Raw genomic sequence first — 21802 nt, forward strand, 5'->3', positions numbered from 1 at the left:
GCTCAGCGCGCCCTCGCCAGTTCACGCAGCCATTGCAGCGCTTCGCTGGCCAATGCCTGATAGTGGGACAGCACATCGGCCAGACCCACCCAGAAAATGAGCATGCCCAGGACCAGGGTCAACGGGAGGCCAATGGAGAAGATGTTCAACTGTGGCGCGGCTCGGGTCATCACGCCAAAGGCGATGTTCACCACCAGCAAGGCGGCGACGACCGGCAGGATCAGCAGCAGGCCGGCCGCAAACATCCAACCCACTCGCCCGACCAGTTCCCAGAACTGGTTGACCACCAGCGCATTGCCCACCGGCAAGGTGGTAAAGCTTTCGGTCAGTACTTCGAACACCACCAGGTGGCCGTTCATCAACAGGAACAGCACGCTTACCAGCATGGTCATGAACTGGCTGATCACCGTGACGTTCACGCCGTTGGCGGGGTCGACCATCGAGGCGAAGGCCATACCCATCTGCACCGCGACGATCTGCCCGGCAATCACGAAAGCCTGGAACAGCAACTGCAGGGCCAGGCCGAACAGCGTTCCGACGATGATCTGTTCGCCACACAGCAACAGGCCTCGCAGGCTCAGCGGGTCGAATTCGGGCAGCGGCGGCAGCGCCGGCACGATCACCACGGTAATGGCCACCGCCACGTACAGGCGCACCCGCGCCGGCAGCATGCGAGTGCCAAAGATCGGCATGGTCATCAGCACCGCAGTCACCCTGAACAACGGCAGGATGAAGGTGGCGACCCAGGTGCCGATCTGCGCGTCGGTCAGCTCCAGCATGTCAGCGTCAACCGATGAGCTGCGGGATGTTGGTGTAGAGGGTGGTGATGTACTCCATGAACTTCTGTACCAGCCATGGCCCGGCAACGATCAGCGTAATCAGCATTACCAGCAGGCGCGGCAAAAAGCTCAGGGTCTGTTCGTTGATCTGCGTGGCGGCCTGGAACATCGCCACCACCAGGCCCACCAGCAGGCTCGGCACCACCAGCACAGCGACCATCAGGGTGGTCAGCCACAGGGCGTCACGGAACAGGTCGACGGCTACTTCGGGTGTCATCGGCGGCTCTCCTTGACGGCGTCAGACGCCGCCGAAACTGCTGGCCAGGGTGCCCATGATCAGCGCCCAGCCATCCACCAGCACGAACAACATGATCTTGAACGGCAGCGAGATGATCAGCGGCGACAACATCATCATACCCATGGCCATCAGCACACTGGCCACGACCATGTCGATGATCAGGAACGGGATGAAGATCATGAAGCCGATCTGAAACGCGGTTTTCAGCTCGGAGGTAACGAATGCCGGCACCAGAATCGTCAGCGGGACCTGATCGGGGCCGGCGATGTCGGTGCGCTTGGACAGGCGCATGAACAAGTCCAGGTCGCTTTGCCGGGTTTGCGCCAGCATGAAGTCCTTGAGCGGCACCTGGGCCTTGTCGATGGCCTGCTGGGCAGTCATCTGCTCCTTGAGGTACGGCTGCAGGGCGTCCTGGTTCACCCGGTCGAACACCGGCGCCATGATGAACATGGTCAGAAACAGCGCCATGCCGGTCAGGATCTGGTTGGACGGCGTCTGCTGCAGGCCCAGGGCCTGACGCAGGATCGAGAACACGATGATGATGCGGGTAAAACTGGTCATCAGGATGACGAACGCCGGGATGAAGCTGAGCGCCGTCATGATCAGCAGAATCTGCAGGCTGACCGAATACTCCTGCTGCCCGTCCGCCCCGTTGGACAGGGTAATGGCCGGGATCGACAACGGGTCGGCGGCCAGGGCCAGCGGCGCAGCCAGCAGCAGCGCCAAAGTCAACAACATACGCAGCGGGCCGCTCATCACTTCTTGTCCTTAGGGTCCTTGCCCATCAGCTCCATCAACCGCTGGGCAAATTCCGGCGTTGCCTGACGTGCGCCAGCCGGCACTTCCACGGGTTCGGCCAGCACATGCAGCGCCTCGATGCTACCGGGGGTGTGGCCAATCAGGATCTGCTCCTTGCCCACCTGCACCAGCAGCAGGCGGTCACGCGGGCCGATGGCCCGGCTGCCGACGATCTCGATCACCTGCCCGCCCTTCACCGCCGTGCTCTGCATGCGCCGCAGCACCCAGGCCAGAAAGAAGATCAGGCCCACCACCAGCAGCAGACCGAAGACCATCTGCGCCAACTGACCGCCAAGGCTGCCAGGCGCCGTCGCCGGGGTTGCCGCCGGCGTGGCTGCAGCCAGACAGGCCTGGCTGGCCAGCAGCGCAGCGAACGCCGCAAAGGCGCGCATCGTGCCCTTCACTCAGCGCAGCTTCTTGATACGTTCGCTGGGGCTGATCACGTCGGTCAGGCGAATGCCGAACTTCTCGTTGACCACCACCACTTCGCCATGGGCAATCAGTGTGCCGTTGACCAGCACGTCCAGCGGCTCGCCGGCCAGGCGGTCAAGCTCGATCACCGAGCCCTGGTTGAGCTGCAGCAGGTTGCGGATGTTGATCTCGGTGCTGCCCACTTCCATGGAAATGTTCACCGGAATGTCCAGGATCACATCCAGGTTCGGGCCTTCGAGGCTGACGTTTTCGTTCGGCTTCGGCGAGCTGGCGAACTCTTCCATCGGCATGCGGCCGGGGCCCCCGCTGCTGCCGGTGTCACCGCCCAGCAGCGCATCGATGTCGGCCTGCCCCGCCGAGCCGGTCTCTTCAAGGGCCGCAGCCCACTCATCGGCCAGCGCCTGGTCCTCTGCGGAGGTGATCTCGTTTTCGTTAGCCATGGTTTCCTCTACAGGCATTCAATTCGTTATGAGCGACCGGCACGCCGTCAGCGGCGTTCGATCGGGTCGATGATCTGCAGGGCCAGGTTGCCCTTGTGCGAACCCAGGCGCGCCTTGAACGACGGCACGCCGTTGGCACGCAGCACCAGGTGCTCGGGCAGTTCCACCGGGATCACGTCGCCAGGCTGCATGTGCAGAATGTCGCGCAGTTTCAGCTGGCGGCGGGCGACCGTGGCGGTCAGGGGCACGGCCACATCCAGCACGTCCTCGCGCAGGGCCTTGACCCAGCGCTCGTCCTGGTCGTCCAGGTCGGACTGGAAACCGGCATCGAGCATTTCCCGCACCGGCTCGATCATCGAGTACGGCATGGTCACGTGCAGGTCGCCGCCACCGCCGTCCAGCTCGATGTGGAAGGTGGACACCACCACAGCCTCGCTGGGCCCGACAATGTTGGCCATGGCCGGGTTGACTTCGGAGTTCATGTACTCGAAGGTGACCGGCATGATCGCCTGCCAGGCTTCCTTGAGGTCGACGAAGCACTGGTCCAGCACCATGCGCACCACGCGCAGTTCGGTAGGGGTGAATTCGCGGCCTTCGATCTTGGCGTGGCGGCCATCGCCACCGAAGAAGTTGTCTACCAGCTTGAACACCAGCTTGGCATCGAGGATGAACAGCGAGGTGCCGCGCAGCGGCTTGATCTTCACCAGGTTGAGGCTGGTCGGCACGTACAGCGAGTGCACGTATTCGCCGAACTTCATCACCTGCACACCGCCCACGGCCACGTCGGCAGAACGGCGCAGCAGGTTGAACATGCTGATACGGGTGTAACGGGCGAAGCGCTCGTTGATCATTTCAAGGGTCGGCATGCGACCCCGTACGATACGGTCCTGGCTGGTCAGGTCGTAGCTTTTGATACTGCCAGGCTCGGATGCGCTTTCGGTCTGCACCAGCCCGTCGTCGACGCCGTGCAACAGGGCATCGATTTCATCCTGGGACAGCAGGTCCTGTACGGCCATTGCGGACTCCTACTGCAATACGAAATTGGTGAACAGCAACTGGTCGATGACCGGCTTGCCGACTTCCTTCTGCGCCACTTCCTGGACCACTGCGGTAGCCTTCTGACGCAACATCTCCTGCCCGACCGGGCTGCTGGCCAGGGTGTCGAAACCCTGCCCGGAGAACATCATCACCAGGTTGTTGCGGATCACCGGCATGTGCACCTTCAGGGCATCCAGGTCAGCCTGGTTACGCGCCTGCATCGTGATGCTCAGTTGCATGTAGCGCTGGCGGCCGTTCTGGTTGAAATTCACCACGAATGCCGGGGTCAGCGCCTCGTAGATCGCCGCAGGCTTGACGTTGCCGGCGGCAGGCTCGGCGGCCGGGGCCGACTCGCTCTTGTGCATGATGAACCAGGTAGCGCCCACCGAAAGGCCGATCGCCAGCAACAGGCCTACGACCGCCAGCAGGATCAGCTTGAGTTTGCCTTTAGTGGCGGGGTCTTTGACTGCTTCGCTCTTCGCCATGCCAATAATCCGTCGTCCATCGGGGGTTCAAAGGTGGATGGCTTGGCTTGAGCAAGTGTTATGCCAGAATTCGGCTTCAGGGATTTTACGGCGGTGAGATCGAGCGCCGCGCGGGCGGCGCTCGATCTAAGTAGGCGCCACCCCCCCCAGCCATGCATCACGCGTAGTAATCAACCGCACTGTCGCCGATAACCACTTGCTGTTCCACAGGTCGGGCGCTTTCGACTGGCTCGGCCCCACCCTGCTCCGCCTGCCGTGCCGCCACCCCGGACAGGTTGCTGCCCTGCGCCTGCCCCTGCTGCTGTTGCTGCCCGCGCGACTGGTCGGCCACGTTGACATCTGGCTGCGCCAGCCCCTGCTGGGCGAACAGTTCGCGCAAGCGGTGCACCTGGCTGTCGAGTGCATCACGCACACCGGCGTGGCCGCTGATGAAGGTGACTTGGGTCGATTGGTCCGTCGCAACATTGACGCGAATATCCAAACGGCCCAGCTCGGCCGGCTCCAGCTGGATATCCGCCGACTTGAGGTTCTGGCTGGACAAGTACATGACCCGGTTGACCAAGCTCTCGGCCCAGGCGCCCTGGTTCATCGGCAATGGCTGGTGCAGCGGGCCGGCATTGGCCGGTACGGCGTTGGCGGTCTTGGCCGTGGCAGCCTGGGTCAGGCTGGCCAGGCGGTTGGCAAAATCATCGATGCGGGTGTCGCTATCGGCGCTCTTGGTGTCTTTCAGGCCATCTTCAAGCAGGGCACCAAAAGCCTTGTCACCCGACTCACCCGCTTCACCCTCGGCATGCTCCACCAGGTTCGCCAAGGTATTGACGGTTGCCTGCCCATCTTCGCCCTGGGCGCGGGACGGGTCCAGGGCATGCGCCGAGGTAGCGCCTTTGGCCTGGGCGCTGTGCTCCAGCGCCAGGCGCAAGGTTGGCAGGTTGGCCAACGGGTCGGCATCGGGGTCGAAGGCTTCTTCGGCAGATGGCGCTTCGGGCAGTGCCGCAGCCTGCGCCGTGGCCGCCTGCAGCACCGGCGCGACAGCCTCGGCCTGCGCCTGGATCAGTTGGGCGCCAGGCTGGGCGTCGGTGACCTGGCCGGCCACCAGGCTGGCATCACGCAGCCCGGTATCGGCCTGGGCAGCGTCATCAGCTGGCAACTTGTTGCCGTCATCGGCAACCGCAGTTTTCTCGGCGGGCTCTTTCTTGCCCCCCGCTGCCGCCTCAGGTTTGTCCTTGGGTTGGGCCGGGGCGACCTTGTCATTTTGCCCAGCGGCCTTGTCACGCCCCTGCCTGGCCATCACCTGGCCAAAGCCGTCACCCTTGTCACCCAACGCCTGCAGCGGTTTATCCGCCTGCGCGGTGGCCGAACGCGAGGTGCTTTTAATGGCGTTGGCTTGCAACAAAGGGTTGGGTGCGACAGGCATTGAGCGGTCTCCGCGCCAGGAACAGTAAAATCATCCAGCCAGAGAAAAGCAAGACTCGCGCCAACTCACGCATCAGCCTGCAGAAATACGCTGCTGCTCATCACGGTAGAAGCGCTGCACCACGCCATATTCCAGATCGATACGGTTGATCAGGTCTTCGATACCATACAGTGGACGCTGCCGGGCGCGGTCTTCCAGTTGCTGACACAAGCGAGCCAGGGCCACTGCGCCCATGTTGCTGCTGCTGCCCTTGAAACTGTGGGCGGCAGCACCGAGCTCTTCGGCGCTTTTGGCCGCGTGCAACTGGCTCAAGCGCCGCTCGGAATCGTCGAGAAAGGTCTTCACCAACTGCAGGAAGCCATCTTCCATGACTTCACGCAGGTCACTGAGGACCTTGTGGTCAATATGCATGTCAGTCACTTGCTCACTCCTTGATCAAGCCAGATTATGCCCGAGCCAACCTGTGGCTCACCATATGAACTCCACATGCGCGCGACGCCCGTCCTCGCTCCAGCGGGCGTTGCTGGCCAGCCGCTGGACCAGGTTCAGGCCACGCCCGCTCAGGCCTTGCGCCAGCGAAGGCCGCGACAGCACACGCTGCACGTCGAACCCGGCCCCGCTGTCGAGCACCTCAACTATCAGACGCCCGCCATCGGCGTGCGGTTCAACCGTAAAGTCGATGCGCACGAACCCGTCGGTCAACGCACCCAGACGCCGGGCGCGCTCCTGGTAATAGTCGGCAAACCCCTGCCCATCGCGCTTGAGCCGCGAATCCAGGCCCAGCACCCCATGTTCCAGCGCATTGGAATACAGTTCGCTGAGCACTGCGTGCAGGCTGCCGGTGCGTGCGCGCAGGCCGTGAATTTCCTGCAACAACTGCACCAGGTACGGCACCGGATTGAAGCGCTTGAGGCTTTCGCCCCGCACCTCGAACCCCAGCGACCAGTCCAGCGGGCTGGAGCGGCCGCTATCAGAGTAGATGATCGGCGCCGGCACCCGCTCCTCAGCGCTGAACATGCGAATGTCGCACAGGCTGATATCGTCCCGCGGGCGCCCGCCAAAGCGCTTCAATGCCTGCATCACCTCATCGAACAGCCGCTCCGGGTCGCGATTGTCGGCCAGCACCGTACGCAGGCGCCGGACGCCGAATAACCGCTCCTGGTCATCGGCGGTATCCAGCACGCCGTCCGACAATAATAACAGCCGCTCACCCGGCGCCAATGGCAACACTTCGGTGCTGTCATCGAAACGCTCCGCAGCCAGGATGCCCAGTGGGAGGTGCCGCGACCTCAGCGATGATAGCACCTGGCCATCAATCGACAAGTGATAACCATCGGGCATGCCCCCATTCCACACCTCTACTGCGCCACGCTGCAAGCTGAGGTCGAGCAGCAGCGCACAGCAGAACATGTCCACTGGCAGGATGCGTTTGAGCTTGGCGTTCATCTCGCGCAGGATCTGCGCCATGCCGTAGCCCTTGGCAGTCATGCCGTAGAACACCTCTGCCAGTGGCATGGCCCCCACCGCCGCCGGCAGGCCGTGGCCGGTGAAATCGCCGAGCAGCACGCGCATGTCACCGGCCGGCGTGAACGCGGCCAGCATCAGGTCGCCATTGAACAGCGCATAGGGCGATTGCAGGTAGCGGATGTTGGGGGCAGACAGGCATCCGGAGTGAGCCACCTTGTCGAACACCGCCTTGGCCACCCGCTGCTCGTTGAGCAGGTGGTGGTGGTGCCGGGAGATCTGGTCGCGCTGCTCCAGCACGGTAGCCTGCAGCCGGCGCAGGCGGTCCATGGCGCGAATCTTGGCGCCGAGGATCACCGCACTGTAAGGCTTGGCCATGAAATCATCGCCCCCGGCCTCCAGGCAACGCACCAGGCCCTCTTCTTCATTCAGCGACGTCAGGAAAATGATCGGCACCAGCGCCTCGCCGGCCAGGGCCTTGATCTGCCGCGCCGCCTCAAAGCCATCCATCACCGGCATCAGTGCATCCAGCAGCACCAGCTGCGGGCGCCGCTCGACGAACAGCGCCACCGCCTGCTCGCCATTTTCTGCGGTGACTACCTGATGGCCCTGGCGTCGCACGATCTGCGCCAACAGCAGTCGGTCGGCGGCTCCGTCTTCGGCGACCAGCACTGTCAACGCCTGTTCGGCGGGCATGTCGACGCTCAACTGATGTCGAAGAGTTTTTCGAAATTGGAGATCGCAAGGATCTTGCGCACATCAGAGCTGGCATGCACCACGCGCACGTCCGACTCATCGCCGCCCGCGTGGTCCCTGAGCAACAGCAGCATGCCGAGCGCGGAACTGTCGAGGTAGGTGGTGTCTTTCAGGTCAACGATCACCGAATCGGGCCGGTACGGCTGGCGTTCGTAGGCGTCACGAAATTCCTGATGCTTGCCGAAATCGAAGCGCCCCTTGATCTTGATTGTCAGCTTTTTCCCTTCCTGCGAAAAATCAGTCTCGACTGCCATGCTAGCGATTCCTTCGATGATGGCGAATGCAACTCCAGTAAGGTTTAGCAGGCGATGGCATGGGTCGCAAGAACGCGCCCCCTGTAGGAGCGGCCTTGTGCCGCGAAAGGGGCGCGTAGCGGCCCCAGATTTTCAGCTTCGCAGCAGATATCGCCGGGGCCGCTCTGCGGCCCTTTCGCGGCACAAGGCCGCTCCTACAAGGCACAGCGCAAGGCTTTGGCTAAAGGATTTGGCGGGGCAGGCGCTGCGACAGTTCGTCCAGCAACCGCTGCTCACGCTTGTCTTCGGCGCGCCGGGCTTCGTCCATGTAGCGCTGCACCAGCTTGCGCAACCCCTCTACCCGGGCATAGGCCTGCTGCCAAATGCCACGGGCATTGTTGAGGTTGTTCTGGTGCCAGACCAGGCTCTGACGCTGCTGGGTCATGGCCGTTTCAAGCTGCCCCAGAAAACGCTGGTAGTTGACCAGCCAGCTGCCATTTACCCCCTGCCCGCCACGGTTGATCCACTGCAGCTGGTAATCCTCACGAAAACGCTCCAGTTCGGCCAGCTTGGCCTGAGCCGTGGCCACTTGCTGCTGGAAATGCCCCAGGCGCTGGGCGGCCTTGCGCTCGGCCTCTTCGGCCATGCCCACCACCGGCGTCAGGCGCGCCGCGCGCCCAGGCAGGGCCATGCCCTATCAGCCTGCCGGGGGCGTGAAGATCGCCCCCAACTGTTCGCGGCTCTGCGCCATGCCCACATTCTCCTGCAGGCCTTGGCGCAGAAAATCCACAAGCCTGGATTGCAAGGCAATGGCCAGGTCGGTTTCCGGGTCGCCGCCGGCCACGTAGGCGCCCACGCTGATCAGGTCGCGGCTTTGCGACAGGCGCGACCACAGTTGCTTGAACTTTTGCGCCTGGCGCAAGTGGTCGGCGTCGACCACCTGGGGCATCACCCGGCTGATCGAGGCTTCGATGTCGATCGCTGGGTAATGGCCCTCTTCGGCCAACCGGCGCGACAGCACGAAGTGGCCGTCGAGTACACCGCGCGCCGAGTCGGCGATGGGGTCTTGCTGGTCATCACCTTCGGACAATACGGTGTAGAACGCGGTAATCGAGCCACCGCCCGGCTCGCCATTGCCCGCCCGCTCCACCAGCTTGGGCAGCTTGGCAAATACCGACGGCGGGTAACCACGGGTGGCCGGCGGCTCACCGATGGCCAGGGCAATTTCCCGCTGGGCCTGGGCGAAACGGGTGAGCGAGTCCATCAACAACAGCACGTTCTTGCCTTTGTCACGGAAGTACTCGGCAATGCGCGTGCAATACATGGCAGCACGCAGGCGCATCAGCGGCGCATCGTCGGCAGGTGAAGCCACCACCACCGAGCGCTTGAGGCCCTCCTCACCCAGAATGTGCTCGATGAATTCCTTCACCTCGCGGCCCCGTTCGCCGATCAGGCCAACCACGATGATTTCGGCTTCGGTAAAGCGGGTCATCATGCCCAGCAACACCGACTTACCCACGCCGGTACCGGCGAACAGGCCCAGGCGCTGGCCGCGACCGACGGTCAGCAGGCCATTGATACTGCGGATGCCCACGTCCAGCGGCTTGCTGATGGGGTCACGGTTGAGCGGGTTGATCACCGGCCCATCCATCGGCACCCAGTCCTCGGCCTTCATCCCGCCCTTGCCATCCAGCGCACGGCCGGCGCCATCCAGCACCCGACCGAGCATGCTCATGCCCATGGGCAATCGGCCGCCGTCGTCCAGCGGCACCACCCGGGCGCCGGGGGCGATACCGACAATGCTGCCGACCGGCATGAGGAACACCTTGGGCCCGGCAAACCCCATGACTTCGGCTTCCACCTGGACCGGGTGATAGCTGTCGTCGTTGATTACCAGGCAGCGGCTACCCACGGCGGCGCGCAGGCCTTCGGCCTCCAGGGTGAGCCCGACCATGCGCAGCAGGCGGCCTTCGACGATGGGTTGGGTCGGCAGCGCGATGGCCTCGGCATAACTGCCCAGGCGCTTGCCGAAGCTGGTGCGCTTAAGGTGCATCAGGGCTTTCCACCGAACGCTCGACGGGGGCGTCCAGGTCTACCGACATGTCTGGCGCCGCCGGGTGCAGAGAATGATCGTGCAACTGGTCGAACAGCTGCGCCACGGTTTTCTCGATGCGCGTTTCCATGGTTGCATCAATGCGGCTATGGGCAGTCTCGATACGGCAGCCCCCCGGTAGCAGTGCGCTGTCTTCCAGCAACCGCCAGTTTTCCTCATGGCGTTCGCGCAGGGCCTTGACCAGCTCGAAGTCCTGCGGGTTGAGGTGAATGCGGATATTGTCCGCCCCCATGGGCAGCAGCTTCAGTGCTTCGCGCAGCACCTGGGTGATCTGGCTGGAGTCGTTGCGCAATTCGCGGCCAATCACCTGGCGGGTCATGTGCGCCACCAGGTGAACGAGGGTTTTCTCGATCTGCGTGTCTTGCTCGGCGATCGGGTCCATCAGGTGGGTCATCAGTTGCTCGAGGCTGTCGAGCTTGGCCTTCAGGGCCGCTTCGGCCTCTTGGCGGACCTTGAGCTGAGTGCTGTGAAAGCCCTCTCGCTCGCCGGTGGCGAAACCTTCGTTGTAGGCTTCCTGGCGGATCGCCTCGAGCTCTTCCAGGGTGAGTGGCTGGACTTCTTCCAGCGGCACTTCCTCGATTTCTTCCTCGACCGCCTCGGGTTCCGGCTCAGGCTCGGGTACGGGCTCTGGCTCCGGGTCGAAGCTGGGCAGCGTCCACACGTCCACGCCCTCGAGGTCGCGGGCGCGGATCAGGTCGCTGGGGTGATGTTCTTTGCTGGACATGTTTTCAGGTACTCACAACCCTGTTCAAAGGGATACAGGTCTGGCCCCTGTGGGAGCGGGCTTGTCCCGCGAAGCAGGCGCCGCGGTGCATGGCACCGGCGTTGCCGGTGTTCGCGGGGCAAGCCCGCTCCTACACAGAACCCTCAAGGCCCGCCGCTAGTGACTCAGATCATTTCCTCGGCACCCTTGCCGCCGAGCACGATCTCGCCGGCCTCGGCCATGCGGCGGGCGATGGTGAGGATTTCCTTCTGCGCCGTTTCCACGTCGCTGACCCGCACCGGCCCTTTGGCCTCCAGGTCGTCGCGCAGCAGTTCCGAGGCACGTTTGGACATGTTCTTGAAAATCTTGTCCTTGACCCGCTCGTCGGCGCCCTTGAGCGACACCACCAACACGTCGGACGACACTTCGCGCAGCAGCGCCTGGATACCCCGGTCGTCGACGTCGGCCAGGTTGTTGAAGACGAACATCAGGTCTTCGATCTGCTCCGACAGGTCGCTGTCGACTTCGCGGATCGCATCCATCAGTGCACCTTCCACGGAGCTGTCGAGGAAGTTCATGATGTCGGCAGCGCGCTTGATACCGCCCAAGGTGGTGCGCGCGGCGTTGGAGTTGCCCGAGAACTGCTTCTCCAGAATCTGGTTCAGCTCTTTGAGCGCCGCCGGCTGCACGGTGTTCAGCGACGACACGCGCAGGACGATGTCCAGCCGCACCTTGTGGTCGAAGTTGCTCAGCACTTCACCCGCCTGGTCAGGGTCGAGGTAAGCGACCACGATGGCCTGGATCTGCGGGTGCTCGTAGCGGATCACGTCGGCAACGGCGCGCGGCTCCATCCACTTCAGGCTGTCCAGGCCGCTGGTGTTGCCACCCAGCAGGATGCGGTCGACCAGGCCGTTGGCCTTGTCCTCGCCCAGCGCCTGGTTGAGCATCTTGCGGATATAGGCATCGGACCCCACGCCCAGGCTGGTCTGGTCGCCGACAATGTCGACGAACTCGCTCATCACCTGCTCCACCTGGTCACGGTGCACATTACCCATCTGCGCCATGGCCACACCCACCCGCTGCACTTCCTTGGGGCCCATGTGCCGCAGTACCTGGGCCGCATCGGTCTCGCCCAGCGAGAGCAACAGGATTGCCGCTTTGTCGACGCGGCTCAGCTTGGCGGTAACGGCTCGGTTATCACTCATCGGCGTTGATCCAGTCTTTGACGACCTGGGCTACACGGCCCGGGTCTTCGGCCACCAGGCCTTTGATTGCGTTGAGCTGTGCCTCGTAACCCTCGCTCGGGCTAGGCAGCAGAATGCTTGTCGGGCCACCCAGGCTGACGCGGTCGTTGGCCAGTTCGCCATCCAACCCCACCATGCCGCCCAGCTCCATGTCGCTATCGGAAGCCGCCTGCTTGCCGCCCCCTGTGATGTTGTTAAGCACCGGCCGCAGCACGCCGAACACCAGCACCAGAATGAACACCACGCCCAGCACTTGCTTGACGATGTCCCAGAACCACGGCTGCTGGTAGAAGGCGATATCGGCGATTTCTTCGCCACGGTCGGCGGCAAATGGCACGTTGATCACCGTCACGCTGTCACCACGGCTGGCGTCGAAGCCGACCGCGTCCTGCACCAGGCGAGTGAAGCGCGCCAGGTCTTCGGCAGCCCACGGCGCACGGCTGGTGTTGCCGGTGGCCGGGTCGATCTTGACCTGGTCGTCCACGACCACCGCCACCGACAGGCGGGTCATGCGCCCCTGCTGCTGACGGGTGTGGCTGATGGAGCGGTCCAGCTCGAAGTTCTTGGTGCTTTGCTGGCGTTTGTCCGACGGGTACGGCGCGAGCATCGGCTGACCGGTGGCCGGGTCCATGACCTGCTGGCCGTTGGCATCCACCAGCGGCTGGCCAGGCTGAATGGCGGCGGCCGGGGTAGCGGCGCCACCGGTGGTTTGCGGTGCCGAAGCGGCGCCTGGCGGCTGGTTGCTCAGCGCACCAGGCACGCCTTGCGGGCCTTGGCTGCTGGCACGTTGCTCTTCAACCGACTGCTCGCTGCGCAATGCTGGCTGATCGGGGTTGAACTGCTCGGCGGTCGACTCGACGGCACTGAAGTCCAGGTCGGCAGACACTTCGGCCTTGTAGCGGTCATTGCCCAGCACGGGCTGCAGGATGTTGCGCACGCGCTGGGTGAGCATGCTTTCCATGCGGCGGCTGTAGTCGTACTGCTTGCCGGCTTCGGTCAGGGCAGAGTCCTGCAACTGCTCGGACAGCAAGTTACCCTTCTGGTCGACCACGGTGACCTGGGATTTATCCAGCTCCGGCACACTGGTCGCCACCAGGTTGACGATGGCCAACACCTGACCGGCCTCCAGGGCACGGCCCGGGTACAGCTCGACCAGCACCGAGGCGCTGGGCTTGCGATCGTCACGCACGAACACCGAGCTTTTCGGGATGGCCAGGTGCACGCGCGCGGCCTTCACGTTGTTCAGGCTGGAAACGGTACGCGCCAGCTCGCCTTCCAGGCTGCGGCGGTAGCGCGTGGCCTCCATGAACTGGCTGGTGCCCAGGCCTTGCTCCTTGTCGAGCAGTTCGAAGCCAACATTGCCATCGCTGGGCGCTACGCCGGCAGCCGCCAGTTTCAGGCGCGCACGGGAGAGGTCGTCGGCCTTGACCAGCAGAGCACCGGAGTTGGGCTCAACGTTATAAGGGATATCAGCGGCACCCAGGGTGTCCATGACCTGCTTGGTGTCCATGCCCGACAGGCTGCCGTACAGCGGACGGTAATCGGGTTGTTGCGACCACAGCACCACGGCAAAGCCGATCGCCACGCTGGCCGCCAGGCCGACCATGAGGCCGACCTGGCGCAGCATGGGCATCTGCGCGATGTTTTCCAGGAACGACATACCTGGCAGCGGGCGCTTGGCCGCTGCCGGGCCCGTCTTGGCGGGGGCGTTGTCGACGACTGCTTCAGCCATGGTTTACGTCCGTCCTCAAACCGGCATCTGCATGATGTCCTGATACGCCTGGACCAGCTTGTTGCGTACCTGGGTCATGGCCTGCATCGACACGCTGGCCTTTTGCGAAGCGATCATCACGTCAGTCAGGTCGACGCCGCTCTTGCCGATCTCGAAGGCATTGGCCAGTTGGGTCGATGCCTGCTGCGTCTCATGCACCTTGCCGATGGCCTGGCCAAGCATGTCGGCAAAGGTACTCTGCCCCGGTGCCAGCTCGGGGGCTGCGGTGACCTTTGGCAGCGACATGGCATCGGCCTGCATGGCCCGCATGTCCAGCATCAGACGATTGAATTCAACACCTTGGCTCATGACCCTTCTCTCTCCTGCGGCCGCATTTTTTTGACACTCATGCGGCGAATAGCCTACGTAAAGCAACAAAGGTGCCAGCCTTGGCAATCACCTTCACGGGTTGGTGCGGCCCCTGTGGGAGCGGGCGAGCCCGCGAACACCGGCGCAGCCGGTGCCAGCCACCGCGTGGGGTTCTTCGCGGGCATGCCCGCTCCCACAGGGTGGTATCCATTCACAGCGGGGCGCAGTGTCAGCCGAACAGGCTGGCCTCGACGTCGAACCCGGCATCGCGCATCTGCGCCAGCTTGTAGCGCAAGGTGCGTGGGCTGATGCCCAGCCGTTCGGCCGCCTCTTTGCGCCGACCGCGCTCGGCGCGCAGGGTGTCGATGATCATCTGGTACTCATGGCGACGCATGTCATCGCCCAGCCCGCTGGCCTCGACTGACACTCCAGGTGATGGCTCTGTGCCAGCTGACAATGGAATGGCGCCTGCCAGACAGAAATCCGCCGCCTCGATCACCCCGCCCTGCTGCAGGATCAGCGCCCGCTGAAGCGCGTTGTCGAGTTCGCGCACGTTGCCCGGCCAGGCATAGGCCTGCAGGCAAGCCCGGGCCTGCGGCGACAGGCGCACCGGGGCGTGTTTCATCTTGGCCGCGTGGCGCGCCAGCAGGCGCTCGGCCAGTTGCAAGATATCGCCCGGGCGCTCACGCAATGGGCACCAGGCCAGGGGGAACACTGACAGGCGGTAGTACAGGTCTTCACGGAAGCGCCCGGCGGCCACTTCGCCAGCAAGGTCGCGGTTGGTCGTGGCCAGCACACGGATGTCCAGGCTGATCGGCTTGCGCCCGCCGACCCGCTCCACCTCGCGCTCCTGCAACACGCGCAGCAGCTTGGCCTGCAAGGCCATTGGCATTTCCGAAATCTCGTCGAGCAACAAGGTGCCCCCTTCGGCCTGCTCGAACTTGCCGGCCTGGGCAGCGATAGCACCGGTGAAGGCACCCTTTTCATGGCCAAACAAGGTGGCTTCGAGCATGTTGTCGGGGATGGCCGCGCAGTTGATTGCCACGAAGGGCTGCGTTGCCCGCTGCGATTGCTGGTGGATGTAACGTGCAAGCACTTCCTTGCCGGTGCCGGATTCCCCGGAAATCAGCACAGTCGAATCACTGCGCGCCACGCGCGCGGCCAGCTCCAGCAACTGGCGGCTGGCCGGCTCGCAGGCCACCGGGCCTTCTTCGGCGACCACCCGCCCCGCGGCATGCCGCTCGACCAGGCTGAGCAGCGCCTTGGGCTCGAACGGCTTGACCAGATAGTCGGCAGCCCCCTGGCGCATGGCCTCGACGGCACGCTCGACGGCGGCGTGCGCCGTCATCAACAGCACCGGCAACTGGGGCTGCTGACGGCGCAACTGGCTCAGCAACTGGTGCCCGTCCATACCGGGCATGTTCACATCGCTGACCACCAGGCTGAAAGCATCATCCAGCACCGCCTCCAGCGCTTCCTCAGCACTGCCCACCGCCTGGTAGGCGAAACCGCCGATTTCCAGGGTATCGCCCAGCGCCTGGCGCAATACGCGGTCGTCCTCGACCAGCAGCACCTTGATTGCCATTACACCCCCTCCGCCAATTGCCCGTCGATCAACGGCAGCTCTACCCGCACGCAGGTGCCACGGCCCACTTTCGAGCGCAGATGCAAACGGCCCTGATGGGCACGCACCACAGCCTGGACCACCGCCAGGCCAAGGCCGGTGCCAGTGGCTTTGGTAGTCAGGAACGGCTCACCCAGACGCGCCAACAACCCGGCGTCGATACCACTGCCCGCATCACTTACGCACAGCTGCAAGGTGCGCTCGCGGCGGAACAGGTGCACCTTCAACCGCGCCGGGCTGTCGCTGGCCTGCAGGGCATTCTCGATCAGGTTGAGCAAGGCACCGACCAAGGTATCGCGATTGCACAACAGCTCACCCAGATGGCTGTCGCACTGCCAGCGCACAGCGTGCCCCTGCACATGGGCCTGGGCCGCCTGCTGCAGGGCCTGGAAAAGGGCTTTTGGGGTAACCCGGTCACCCAGCGGCAACTCGCCACGGGCGAACACCAGCATGTCGCGCACCTGATGCTCCAGCTCGTGCAGGCGCTCCTTCAAGGTACCGGCGAAACGCTGGCGGGTTTCCGCGCTCAACGCTTGCTCGCTATCGGCCAGGTGGCTGGCATAGAGCATGGCTGCCGACAGCGGCGTGCGAATCTGGTGGGCCAGCGAGGCGACCATCCGCCCCAGCGATGACAGGCGCTCGTGGCGGGCCAGTTGGTCTTGCAGGCGACGGGTTTCAGTCAGGTCGTTGAGCAGCACGAGTTGGCCGGGTTCGGCATCCAGCGACCGGGTGGAGATCGACAGGCGGCGGCCATCGCGCAGCGAGATTTCATGGCCGTCGTCCTTGCGCGGCGCAAAGCTGCGGGCGATTACCTGGCGCCACAATTCGCCGATCAGCGGCTCGCCGAGCAGTTCGCAGGCAGCCGGGTTGGCTTCACGTACAAGGCCATGACCATCGATCACGATTACCCCGCCAGGCAGCAGGTCCAGCAGGTTCTGCAGGCGGTTGGCCAGGCGTTCCTTTTCGCTGAGTTCTTCGATGCGCTGCGCACTGACCACCGCCAGCTCGCCTTTCAGCTCACTGACCCGGGCTTCGAGCAGGCTGTAGGACTGGCTGAGTTGGCTGGACACCTGGTTGAACAGGGCGAAGGCGTGCTCGATACCCTGGTGGCTGTCCTGCTCGATCGGGGCATGCCCCTGCTGATTGGGGGCTCGGGTTACGTGGGCGGCCTGGGGCATCGTGCTCTCTCGCGTGGCTGACCGTCATAAAAACGGTGTGTTGCCAGCGGTGTAGCAATAGCCGTGCCGGAGATGGGGGATTGGGGGATTGGGGGGACTGCGTCAGGGCTGAGAAGCGTTCGTCTTGAGTTTTGTTGCGCCTGGAAGATCGAGCGCCGCCCGCGCGGCGCATCGCGAGCTGCGCTCGCTCCTACGTTTGTTTCGGGCCAATTATTCCTGGGGGATTTGCGCGCGTAGGTTTTGGTGTACGGCACGATATCGCGTCGTATGAACCCGGCGGTCGCGCGCGCCTGTCACAAGCGTTACTGGCCCGAAACAAACGTAGGAGCGAGCGCAGCTCGCGATGCGCCGCGCGGGCGGCGCTCGATTTGCGCCCAACCGCAAAACCCAAGGCGAACACCCCGCCCAAACATCAATCCTCTGCCTGGTCCTCACCGCCTTGGCGGCTCATGCCGTACTTGCGCATCTTCTCGACCAGGGTGGTACGGCGAATACGCAAACGTTCAGCCGCGCGTGCAACGACACCGCTGGCATCGTCCAGCGCCTGCTGGATCAGGCCTTGTTCCAGGCTACCGAGGTAGTCCTTCAAGTCCAGGCCTTCAGGTGGCAGCATCGCAGGGTTGCTGAAGTTTGGCGTGTGACCGTTGATGGCCACGCGCTCTTCCAGATCGCTGCGCAGGCTGTCGACCATCTGCTCGTCTTCGTCATCGACGTAGCGGAATTTTTTCGGCAGCTCGGACACGCCAATCACCCCGTACGGGTGCATGATCGCCATGCGCTCTACCAGGTTGGCCAGCTCGCGCACGTTCCCCGGCCAGCCGTGGCGGCACAGCGACATGATCGAGGCGGAGTTGAAGCGGATGGAACCGCGCTTCTCGTGCTCCATGCGTGAAATCAGTTCATTCATCAGCAACGGGATGTCTTCCACCCGCTCACGCAGCGGCGCCATCTCGATGGGGAACACATTCAGGCGGTAGTACAGGTCTTCACGGAAGGTGCCGTCCTCGATCATGGTCTCGAGGTTTTTGTGCGTTGCAGCAATGATGCGCACGTCAATGCTCTGGGTTTTATTGCTACCCACACGCTCGAAGGTACGCTCCTGCAGCACGCGCAGCAGCTTGACCTGCATCGGCAATGGCATGTCGCCGATTTCGTCTAGGAACAGGGTTCCGCCGTTGGCCAGCTCGAAACGCCCGGCACGGCTGGTGATTGCCCCGGTAAAGGCGCCCTTCTCGTGGCCGAACAGTTCGCTTTCCAGCAGCTCGGCCGGGATCGCGCCACAGTTCACTGGCACAAACGGCGCTTCGCGGCGCTTGGAGTGGTAGTGCAGGTTGCGCGCCACCACTTCCTTGCCGGTGCCCGACTCACCCAAAATCAGCACGCTGGCGTCGGTATCGGCCACTTGTTGCATCATCTGCCGCACGTGCTGGATGGCACGGCTGGTGCCGACCAGGCTGCGGAACAGGTTGGGTTCACGTTGGCGGCCGCGCTCGCGCGCCTGGTCGTACATCTCGCGATAGACCTGGGCACGGTGCAGCGAATCCAGCAACTGGCTGTAGCTTGGCGGCATTTCCAGGTTGGACAGCACCCGGCGGCGCAGGTCTTCCGGGAGCTCCGCAGAAGAAATTTCACCTAAAAGCAGCACCGGAAGGAACTCATCCCACCCAGCCACTGTCTTAACGAGCCCAAGGAGATTGCCCGGAGCATCTACGCTGCCGATGAGCACGCACAATATTTCACGGCTCGAAGACAACGACTCTACCGCGTGCTGCCAGTCATGGCTTGAGCAAGCGAGGTTTTCTTCCCCGAGGAAATTCAGCACCACCGCCAGATCGCGGCGGCGCGCGCTGTCGTCATCGATCAGCAGAATCTTGGTTTCACGCCACATGCAATAGCAACTTCCCTAGTCATATCGCCGCCCTGCAGGGGCATGCTCGACATCATTCCGACTGAATGGTCAGTGTTCGGACGTCTGGAATTCGAGAACAGACACTAGTTAAGTCAAAAAGGCCCGCACAGTCAAATTTATGGCGCCTTTTGTCAAGTCGTGCGCATCTTAACTGAACAGATGGTAAACCTTCGAAGCATTTTTCGCTTGGTTGATCTGCATCATCTCTTTGGCAATTGCCTGGCGTTCACCGGTTGTCACGTCGATCAGGTTGCGGTAGACCCCCAGCACCCCTTCCAGTTTCTCGCGCAGCAACGCCTGGTCCATCGCATGGGTTTCCAGCACCTCGTCAATGCAAGCGCGGCACGCCACATCCAGTTTGGCAATGGCATCCCAGTCACGCTCACCCAGGGCGCCAACCAGGGCTTCGCAGGTGTCATCGAGGCGTTGCAGTGCGGTCACGGTAATCTCCTTGCCGTCAGCTGGCAGGTTGGGCGTCGGCAATGCCATCCCAACCGCTTTTCACGGTAATCAGCAGCTGGGCAACTTCGTCGATAATGCCGGCATCATTGTCGACATTGGCCTGCATCAGGCGATTGGTCATATAGACATAGAGAGCGTCGAGCTTCTCTACCGACTCTGGGTTTTCGCTTTTTTCAGGTTGCAAGCCATCGCGCAGGCCGATGATGATGTCGATCGCCTTGCCGAGCATCAGGCCCTTTTCCGCAATGTCGCCGCGCGCCATGGCACCCTTGGCCTGGGCCATGCGATCAAGGCCACCTTCCATCAGCATCTGCACCAGGCGGTGCGGCGTGGCTTCGGAAATCTGGGCATGGGAATTGACCTTCTGGTACTGACGAAGGGCTCTCATGGGATTCATCTTGCGACCTCGTGACGGGCAGGCTTAAGGGGGAGATATTCCTTGTATCGGGCAGGTGCGGGAAAACTTTACCGGCCGCTGACAAGAAGCCCGGCATCATGCCCGGACTTCATGCAATGTTCACGCATCAATCGTCGCTGTTCGACTTGTTCAGCGCATTGAGCGTGCTGAGCACCGAGCTCTGCTGCTGGCGCAACTGGGTGACCAGGGTGTCCATGTTGTTGTACTTGTCCTGCAGGCTCTTCTGCAGGGCCTCCATACGGGCGTCCAGGGTGTCCTGCTCGGTCTTGAGCTTGGTCAGGCTTTCGCTCAGGACCTTGGAGCGCTCGGCGAGGGTACCGGTAGCGGCCTTGGCAAAAGGCTCGGTGACCTTTTGCAGGCGCGCCAGCAGGCCATCTTTGCCATTGAAGATACTGGTCAGGTCTGTGGCGTTGGTGGTAGCGGCCTTGTCCCACTTCTTGTCGTCCAGGCTCAGCGCACCGCCATCCTGGGCAGAAGTGACGCCAAAGGCCGCCAACGACTTCAAGGTACCGTTGCCCGATACCGCGTTGAGTTCTTCGCGAATGGAAGTCATCAGCGTGCGCATCGTGGCATCACCGGTCAACGCAGCTGCCGTCATGGTGCCATCGGCATTCTTGGTAACCTTGGTTTCTGCGTTCATGACAGTAAGTAAGGCATTGTATGTATCGATGAAACCCTTGAGGCCTGACTTTAACGTCGTGGAACTGGTGGTCAGCGAAAGGATGGTCGCTGTAGCTTCGCCACTTGTAGTGTTTGTCGGCGAAGTGCCGAGCAGCTTGATATTAAGACCACTGACGGCATCGTTGATGTCGTTGGTCTTGGACTTCATGGCAATGCCGTCCAAAGTGTACTCGGCGTCCGTCGGTTCATCGACAATGGTATAACCGGTATGGATGCCCGAATTACCCGAAAGGGTAATGTCAGAGCCCTCACCCATTTTGGTCGAAGTCACGATCAAGCGGGAACCATTGGCATCCGTCAGCACGTTGGCGCTCAGGCCCGCCACGCCGAACTGGCTGTTGATGCTATCGCGCACCTGCTGCAATGTTGCGCCAGCGGGCACACTCAAATCGAAGTCCTTGCCACTCTGACTGATTCTCAAGGTGGCGGGAACGGTGCCGCTATTGACGACCGAGCCCGCCCCGTTCGCATAAACCTTGGTCGAAACCTTCGACGCCGTCGCCAGCTTGTCAACAATCAACTTGAACGAACCGTTGGCAGCCCCCGTCCCCATGGTGACGGTCGCGACCTTCTCATCCGAAGACTTCAAGCTCAGACCACCGAAACTATTGCTGTCGGTCATGGTGGTCAGAGCGCCGCGAAAGGCATCCAGAGCCGCCTGAATCTTGCCGATAGAGGACAACGTGGTGGTTGCCTTCAGCGTTTGGGTATTGATCTGGGCCTGCTTCGGCGCCTTTTGCGCGGCCACCAGGGATTCGACGATCGCCTGGGTATCGATGCCCGAGCCAATACCGCTGACTGTTGTACCTGCCATCATTGCTCTCCTTGTTCAGTAGCTGCCGGATCCTTGGCGGAAAATTCCATCCAAGGGTCGACAGCAACAAAAATCATGCCAGCTTATGCCTGATAATCGAACAGCAGGCTGCTGGCTTCACTGAGGCTTTGCGCCAGTTTCAGCGCAAGTTCCGACGGAAGCTGCCGGATCACCTGGCCGGACTGGGTGGCAATCACCTTGACCACTACCTGACCGGTGGAATCATCAATGGAAAAGTCCAGCTGACGCTGGCTCGACTGGACGAAATCACGTATCTCGCCAACCGCCTTTTCCAAGTCTTCGCGCGAGTGCGGCTGTTTTTCGGGCGCTGTTGCTTCCTGCACTTTGGCAGGTGCAGCAGGGCTCCGGTCAGCTACTGGCGCCTGGGGTAACACAGACGGATACACCTGGCTCAGCTTGACACTCATGTCCATGTTTC

At 62.8% G+C, this 21802-nt stretch carries 24 protein-coding genes; all 24 read right to left on the reverse strand.

The genetic code is table 11. The features are described from left to right. Window positions 1-2: 2 nt before the first annotated feature. Window positions 3-779, reverse strand: coding sequence for a flagellar biosynthetic protein FliR (gene fliR / locus LU684_RS24060; protein WP_016488419.1), 777 nt, complete (start codon window positions 777-779; stop codon window positions 3-5). A gap of 7 nt (window positions 780-786) precedes the next feature. After that, window positions 787-1056 carry a flagellar biosynthesis protein FliQ gene (fliQ, locus tag LU684_RS24065; protein ID WP_012273497.1) on the reverse strand — a complete coding sequence of 90 codons (270 nt, stop codon included), beginning with the start codon at window positions 1054-1056 and terminating at the stop codon, window positions 787-789. 21 nt (window positions 1057-1077) lie between these two features. Further along, window positions 1078-1833 carry a flagellar type III secretion system pore protein FliP gene (gene fliP / locus LU684_RS24070; protein ID WP_016488421.1) on the reverse strand — a complete coding sequence of 252 codons (756 nt, stop codon included), beginning with the start codon at window positions 1831-1833 and terminating at the stop codon, window positions 1078-1080. Beyond that, window positions 1833-2267 carry a flagellar biosynthetic protein FliO gene (gene fliO, locus LU684_RS24075; protein WP_033734953.1) on the reverse strand — a complete coding sequence of 145 codons (435 nt, stop codon included), beginning with the start codon at window positions 2265-2267 and terminating at the stop codon, window positions 1833-1835. The genes fliP and fliO overlap by 1 nt, the downstream gene beginning before the upstream one ends. A 12-nt stretch (window positions 2268-2279) precedes the next feature. After that, window positions 2280-2747, reverse strand: a complete 468-nt coding sequence (gene fliN, locus LU684_RS24080; protein WP_023048288.1) for a flagellar motor switch protein FliN — start codon at window positions 2745-2747, stop codon at window positions 2280-2282. A 47-nt stretch (window positions 2748-2794) separates the two neighbouring features. Next, a complete protein-coding gene (gene fliM, locus LU684_RS24085; RefSeq protein WP_013973595.1) occupies window positions 2795-3763 on the reverse strand; it encodes a flagellar motor switch protein FliM in 969 nt (322 codons plus the stop codon). Window positions 3764-3772: 9 nt separating this feature from the next. Further along, window positions 3773-4270: a flagellar basal body-associated protein FliL gene (gene fliL / locus LU684_RS24090; protein ID WP_016488424.1), complete on the reverse strand. Its 498-nt coding sequence runs from the start codon at window positions 4268-4270 to the stop codon at window positions 3773-3775. Between the two features lie 157 nt (window positions 4271-4427). Continuing rightward, the gene (locus tag LU684_RS24095; RefSeq protein WP_232895120.1) at window positions 4428-5684 is read right to left on the reverse strand and encodes a flagellar hook-length control protein FliK; all 1257 of its coding nucleotides are present in this window, start codon (window positions 5682-5684) and stop codon (window positions 4428-4430) included. 72 nt (window positions 5685-5756) lie between these two features. Further along, complete coding sequence (locus tag LU684_RS24100) at window positions 5757-6104, reverse strand: Hpt domain-containing protein (RefSeq protein WP_016488426.1); 348 nt, start codon at window positions 6102-6104, stop codon at window positions 5757-5759. A gap of 48 nt (window positions 6105-6152) precedes the next feature. Beyond that, the gene (locus LU684_RS24105; protein ID WP_016488427.1) at window positions 6153-7844 is read right to left on the reverse strand and encodes a fused response regulator/phosphatase; all 1692 of its coding nucleotides are present in this window, start codon (window positions 7842-7844) and stop codon (window positions 6153-6155) included. Window positions 7845-7852: 8 nt separating this feature from the next. Next, window positions 7853-8158: an STAS domain-containing protein gene (locus LU684_RS24110; RefSeq protein ID WP_016488428.1), complete on the reverse strand. Its 306-nt coding sequence runs from the start codon at window positions 8156-8158 to the stop codon at window positions 7853-7855. Between the two features lie 220 nt (window positions 8159-8378). Next, entirely contained in the window at window positions 8379-8828 is a 450-nt protein-coding gene (gene fliJ / locus LU684_RS24115) for a flagellar export protein FliJ (protein ID WP_016488429.1), read from the reverse strand. 6 nt (window positions 8829-8834) lie between these two features. Then, the gene (fliI, locus tag LU684_RS24120) at window positions 8835-10190 is read right to left on the reverse strand and encodes a flagellar protein export ATPase FliI (protein WP_060519404.1); all 1356 of its coding nucleotides are present in this window, start codon (window positions 10188-10190) and stop codon (window positions 8835-8837) included. Next, the gene (gene fliH / locus LU684_RS24125; protein WP_095117236.1) at window positions 10180-10974 is read right to left on the reverse strand and encodes a flagellar assembly protein FliH; all 795 of its coding nucleotides are present in this window, start codon (window positions 10972-10974) and stop codon (window positions 10180-10182) included. Before fliH ends, fliI begins: the two co-directional genes overlap by 11 nt. A gap of 164 nt (window positions 10975-11138) precedes the next feature. Beyond that, complete coding sequence (fliG, locus tag LU684_RS24130; protein WP_016488432.1) at window positions 11139-12158, reverse strand: flagellar motor switch protein FliG; 1020 nt, start codon at window positions 12156-12158, stop codon at window positions 11139-11141. Next, window positions 12151-13929 (reverse strand): flagellar basal-body MS-ring/collar protein FliF, encoded by a 1779-nt coding sequence (fliF, locus tag LU684_RS24135; protein WP_016488433.1) that lies wholly within the window; start codon window positions 13927-13929, stop codon window positions 12151-12153. The genes fliG and fliF overlap by 8 nt, the downstream gene beginning before the upstream one ends. A gap of 15 nt (window positions 13930-13944) precedes the next feature. After that, window positions 13945-14277 carry a flagellar hook-basal body complex protein FliE gene (gene fliE / locus LU684_RS24140; RefSeq protein ID WP_003254438.1) on the reverse strand — a complete coding sequence of 111 codons (333 nt, stop codon included), beginning with the start codon at window positions 14275-14277 and terminating at the stop codon, window positions 13945-13947. A gap of 229 nt (window positions 14278-14506) precedes the next feature. After that, complete coding sequence (locus LU684_RS24145) at window positions 14507-15862, reverse strand: sigma-54-dependent transcriptional regulator (protein WP_232895122.1); 1356 nt, start codon at window positions 15860-15862, stop codon at window positions 14507-14509. Further along, on the reverse strand, window positions 15862-17079 hold the full coding sequence (locus tag LU684_RS24150; RefSeq protein ID WP_060519401.1) for a sensor histidine kinase: 1218 nt from the start codon (window positions 17077-17079) through the stop codon (window positions 15862-15864). Before LU684_RS24150 ends, LU684_RS24145 begins: the two co-directional genes overlap by 1 nt. 412 nt (window positions 17080-17491) lie before the next feature. Then, window positions 17492-18967 (reverse strand): transcriptional regulator FleQ, encoded by a 1476-nt coding sequence (gene fleQ / locus LU684_RS24155; RefSeq protein ID WP_232895124.1) that lies wholly within the window; start codon window positions 18965-18967, stop codon window positions 17492-17494. Between the two features lie 168 nt (window positions 18968-19135). Continuing rightward, window positions 19136-19477 (reverse strand): flagellar protein FliT, encoded by a 342-nt coding sequence (gene fliT, locus LU684_RS24160; RefSeq protein ID WP_232895126.1) that lies wholly within the window; start codon window positions 19475-19477, stop codon window positions 19136-19138. Beyond that, complete coding sequence (fliS, locus tag LU684_RS24165) at window positions 19446-19847, reverse strand: flagellar export chaperone FliS (protein ID WP_060493036.1); 402 nt, start codon at window positions 19845-19847, stop codon at window positions 19446-19448. Before fliS ends, fliT begins: the two co-directional genes overlap by 32 nt. Window positions 19848-19974: 127 nt before the next feature. Next, window positions 19975-21363, reverse strand: a complete 1389-nt coding sequence (fliD, locus tag LU684_RS24170; RefSeq protein WP_232895128.1) for a flagellar filament capping protein FliD — start codon at window positions 21361-21363, stop codon at window positions 19975-19977. A gap of 83 nt (window positions 21364-21446) precedes the next feature. After that, window positions 21447-21797: a flagellar protein FlaG gene (locus tag LU684_RS24175; protein WP_232895130.1), complete on the reverse strand. Its 351-nt coding sequence runs from the start codon at window positions 21795-21797 to the stop codon at window positions 21447-21449. Between the last annotated feature and the right edge of the window lie 5 nt (window positions 21798-21802).

This window comes from Pseudomonas sp. NMI542_15 (assembly GCF_021283425.1).
Taxonomy (GTDB): Bacteria; Pseudomonadota; Gammaproteobacteria; order Pseudomonadales; family Pseudomonadaceae; genus Aquipseudomonas; species Aquipseudomonas fortuita.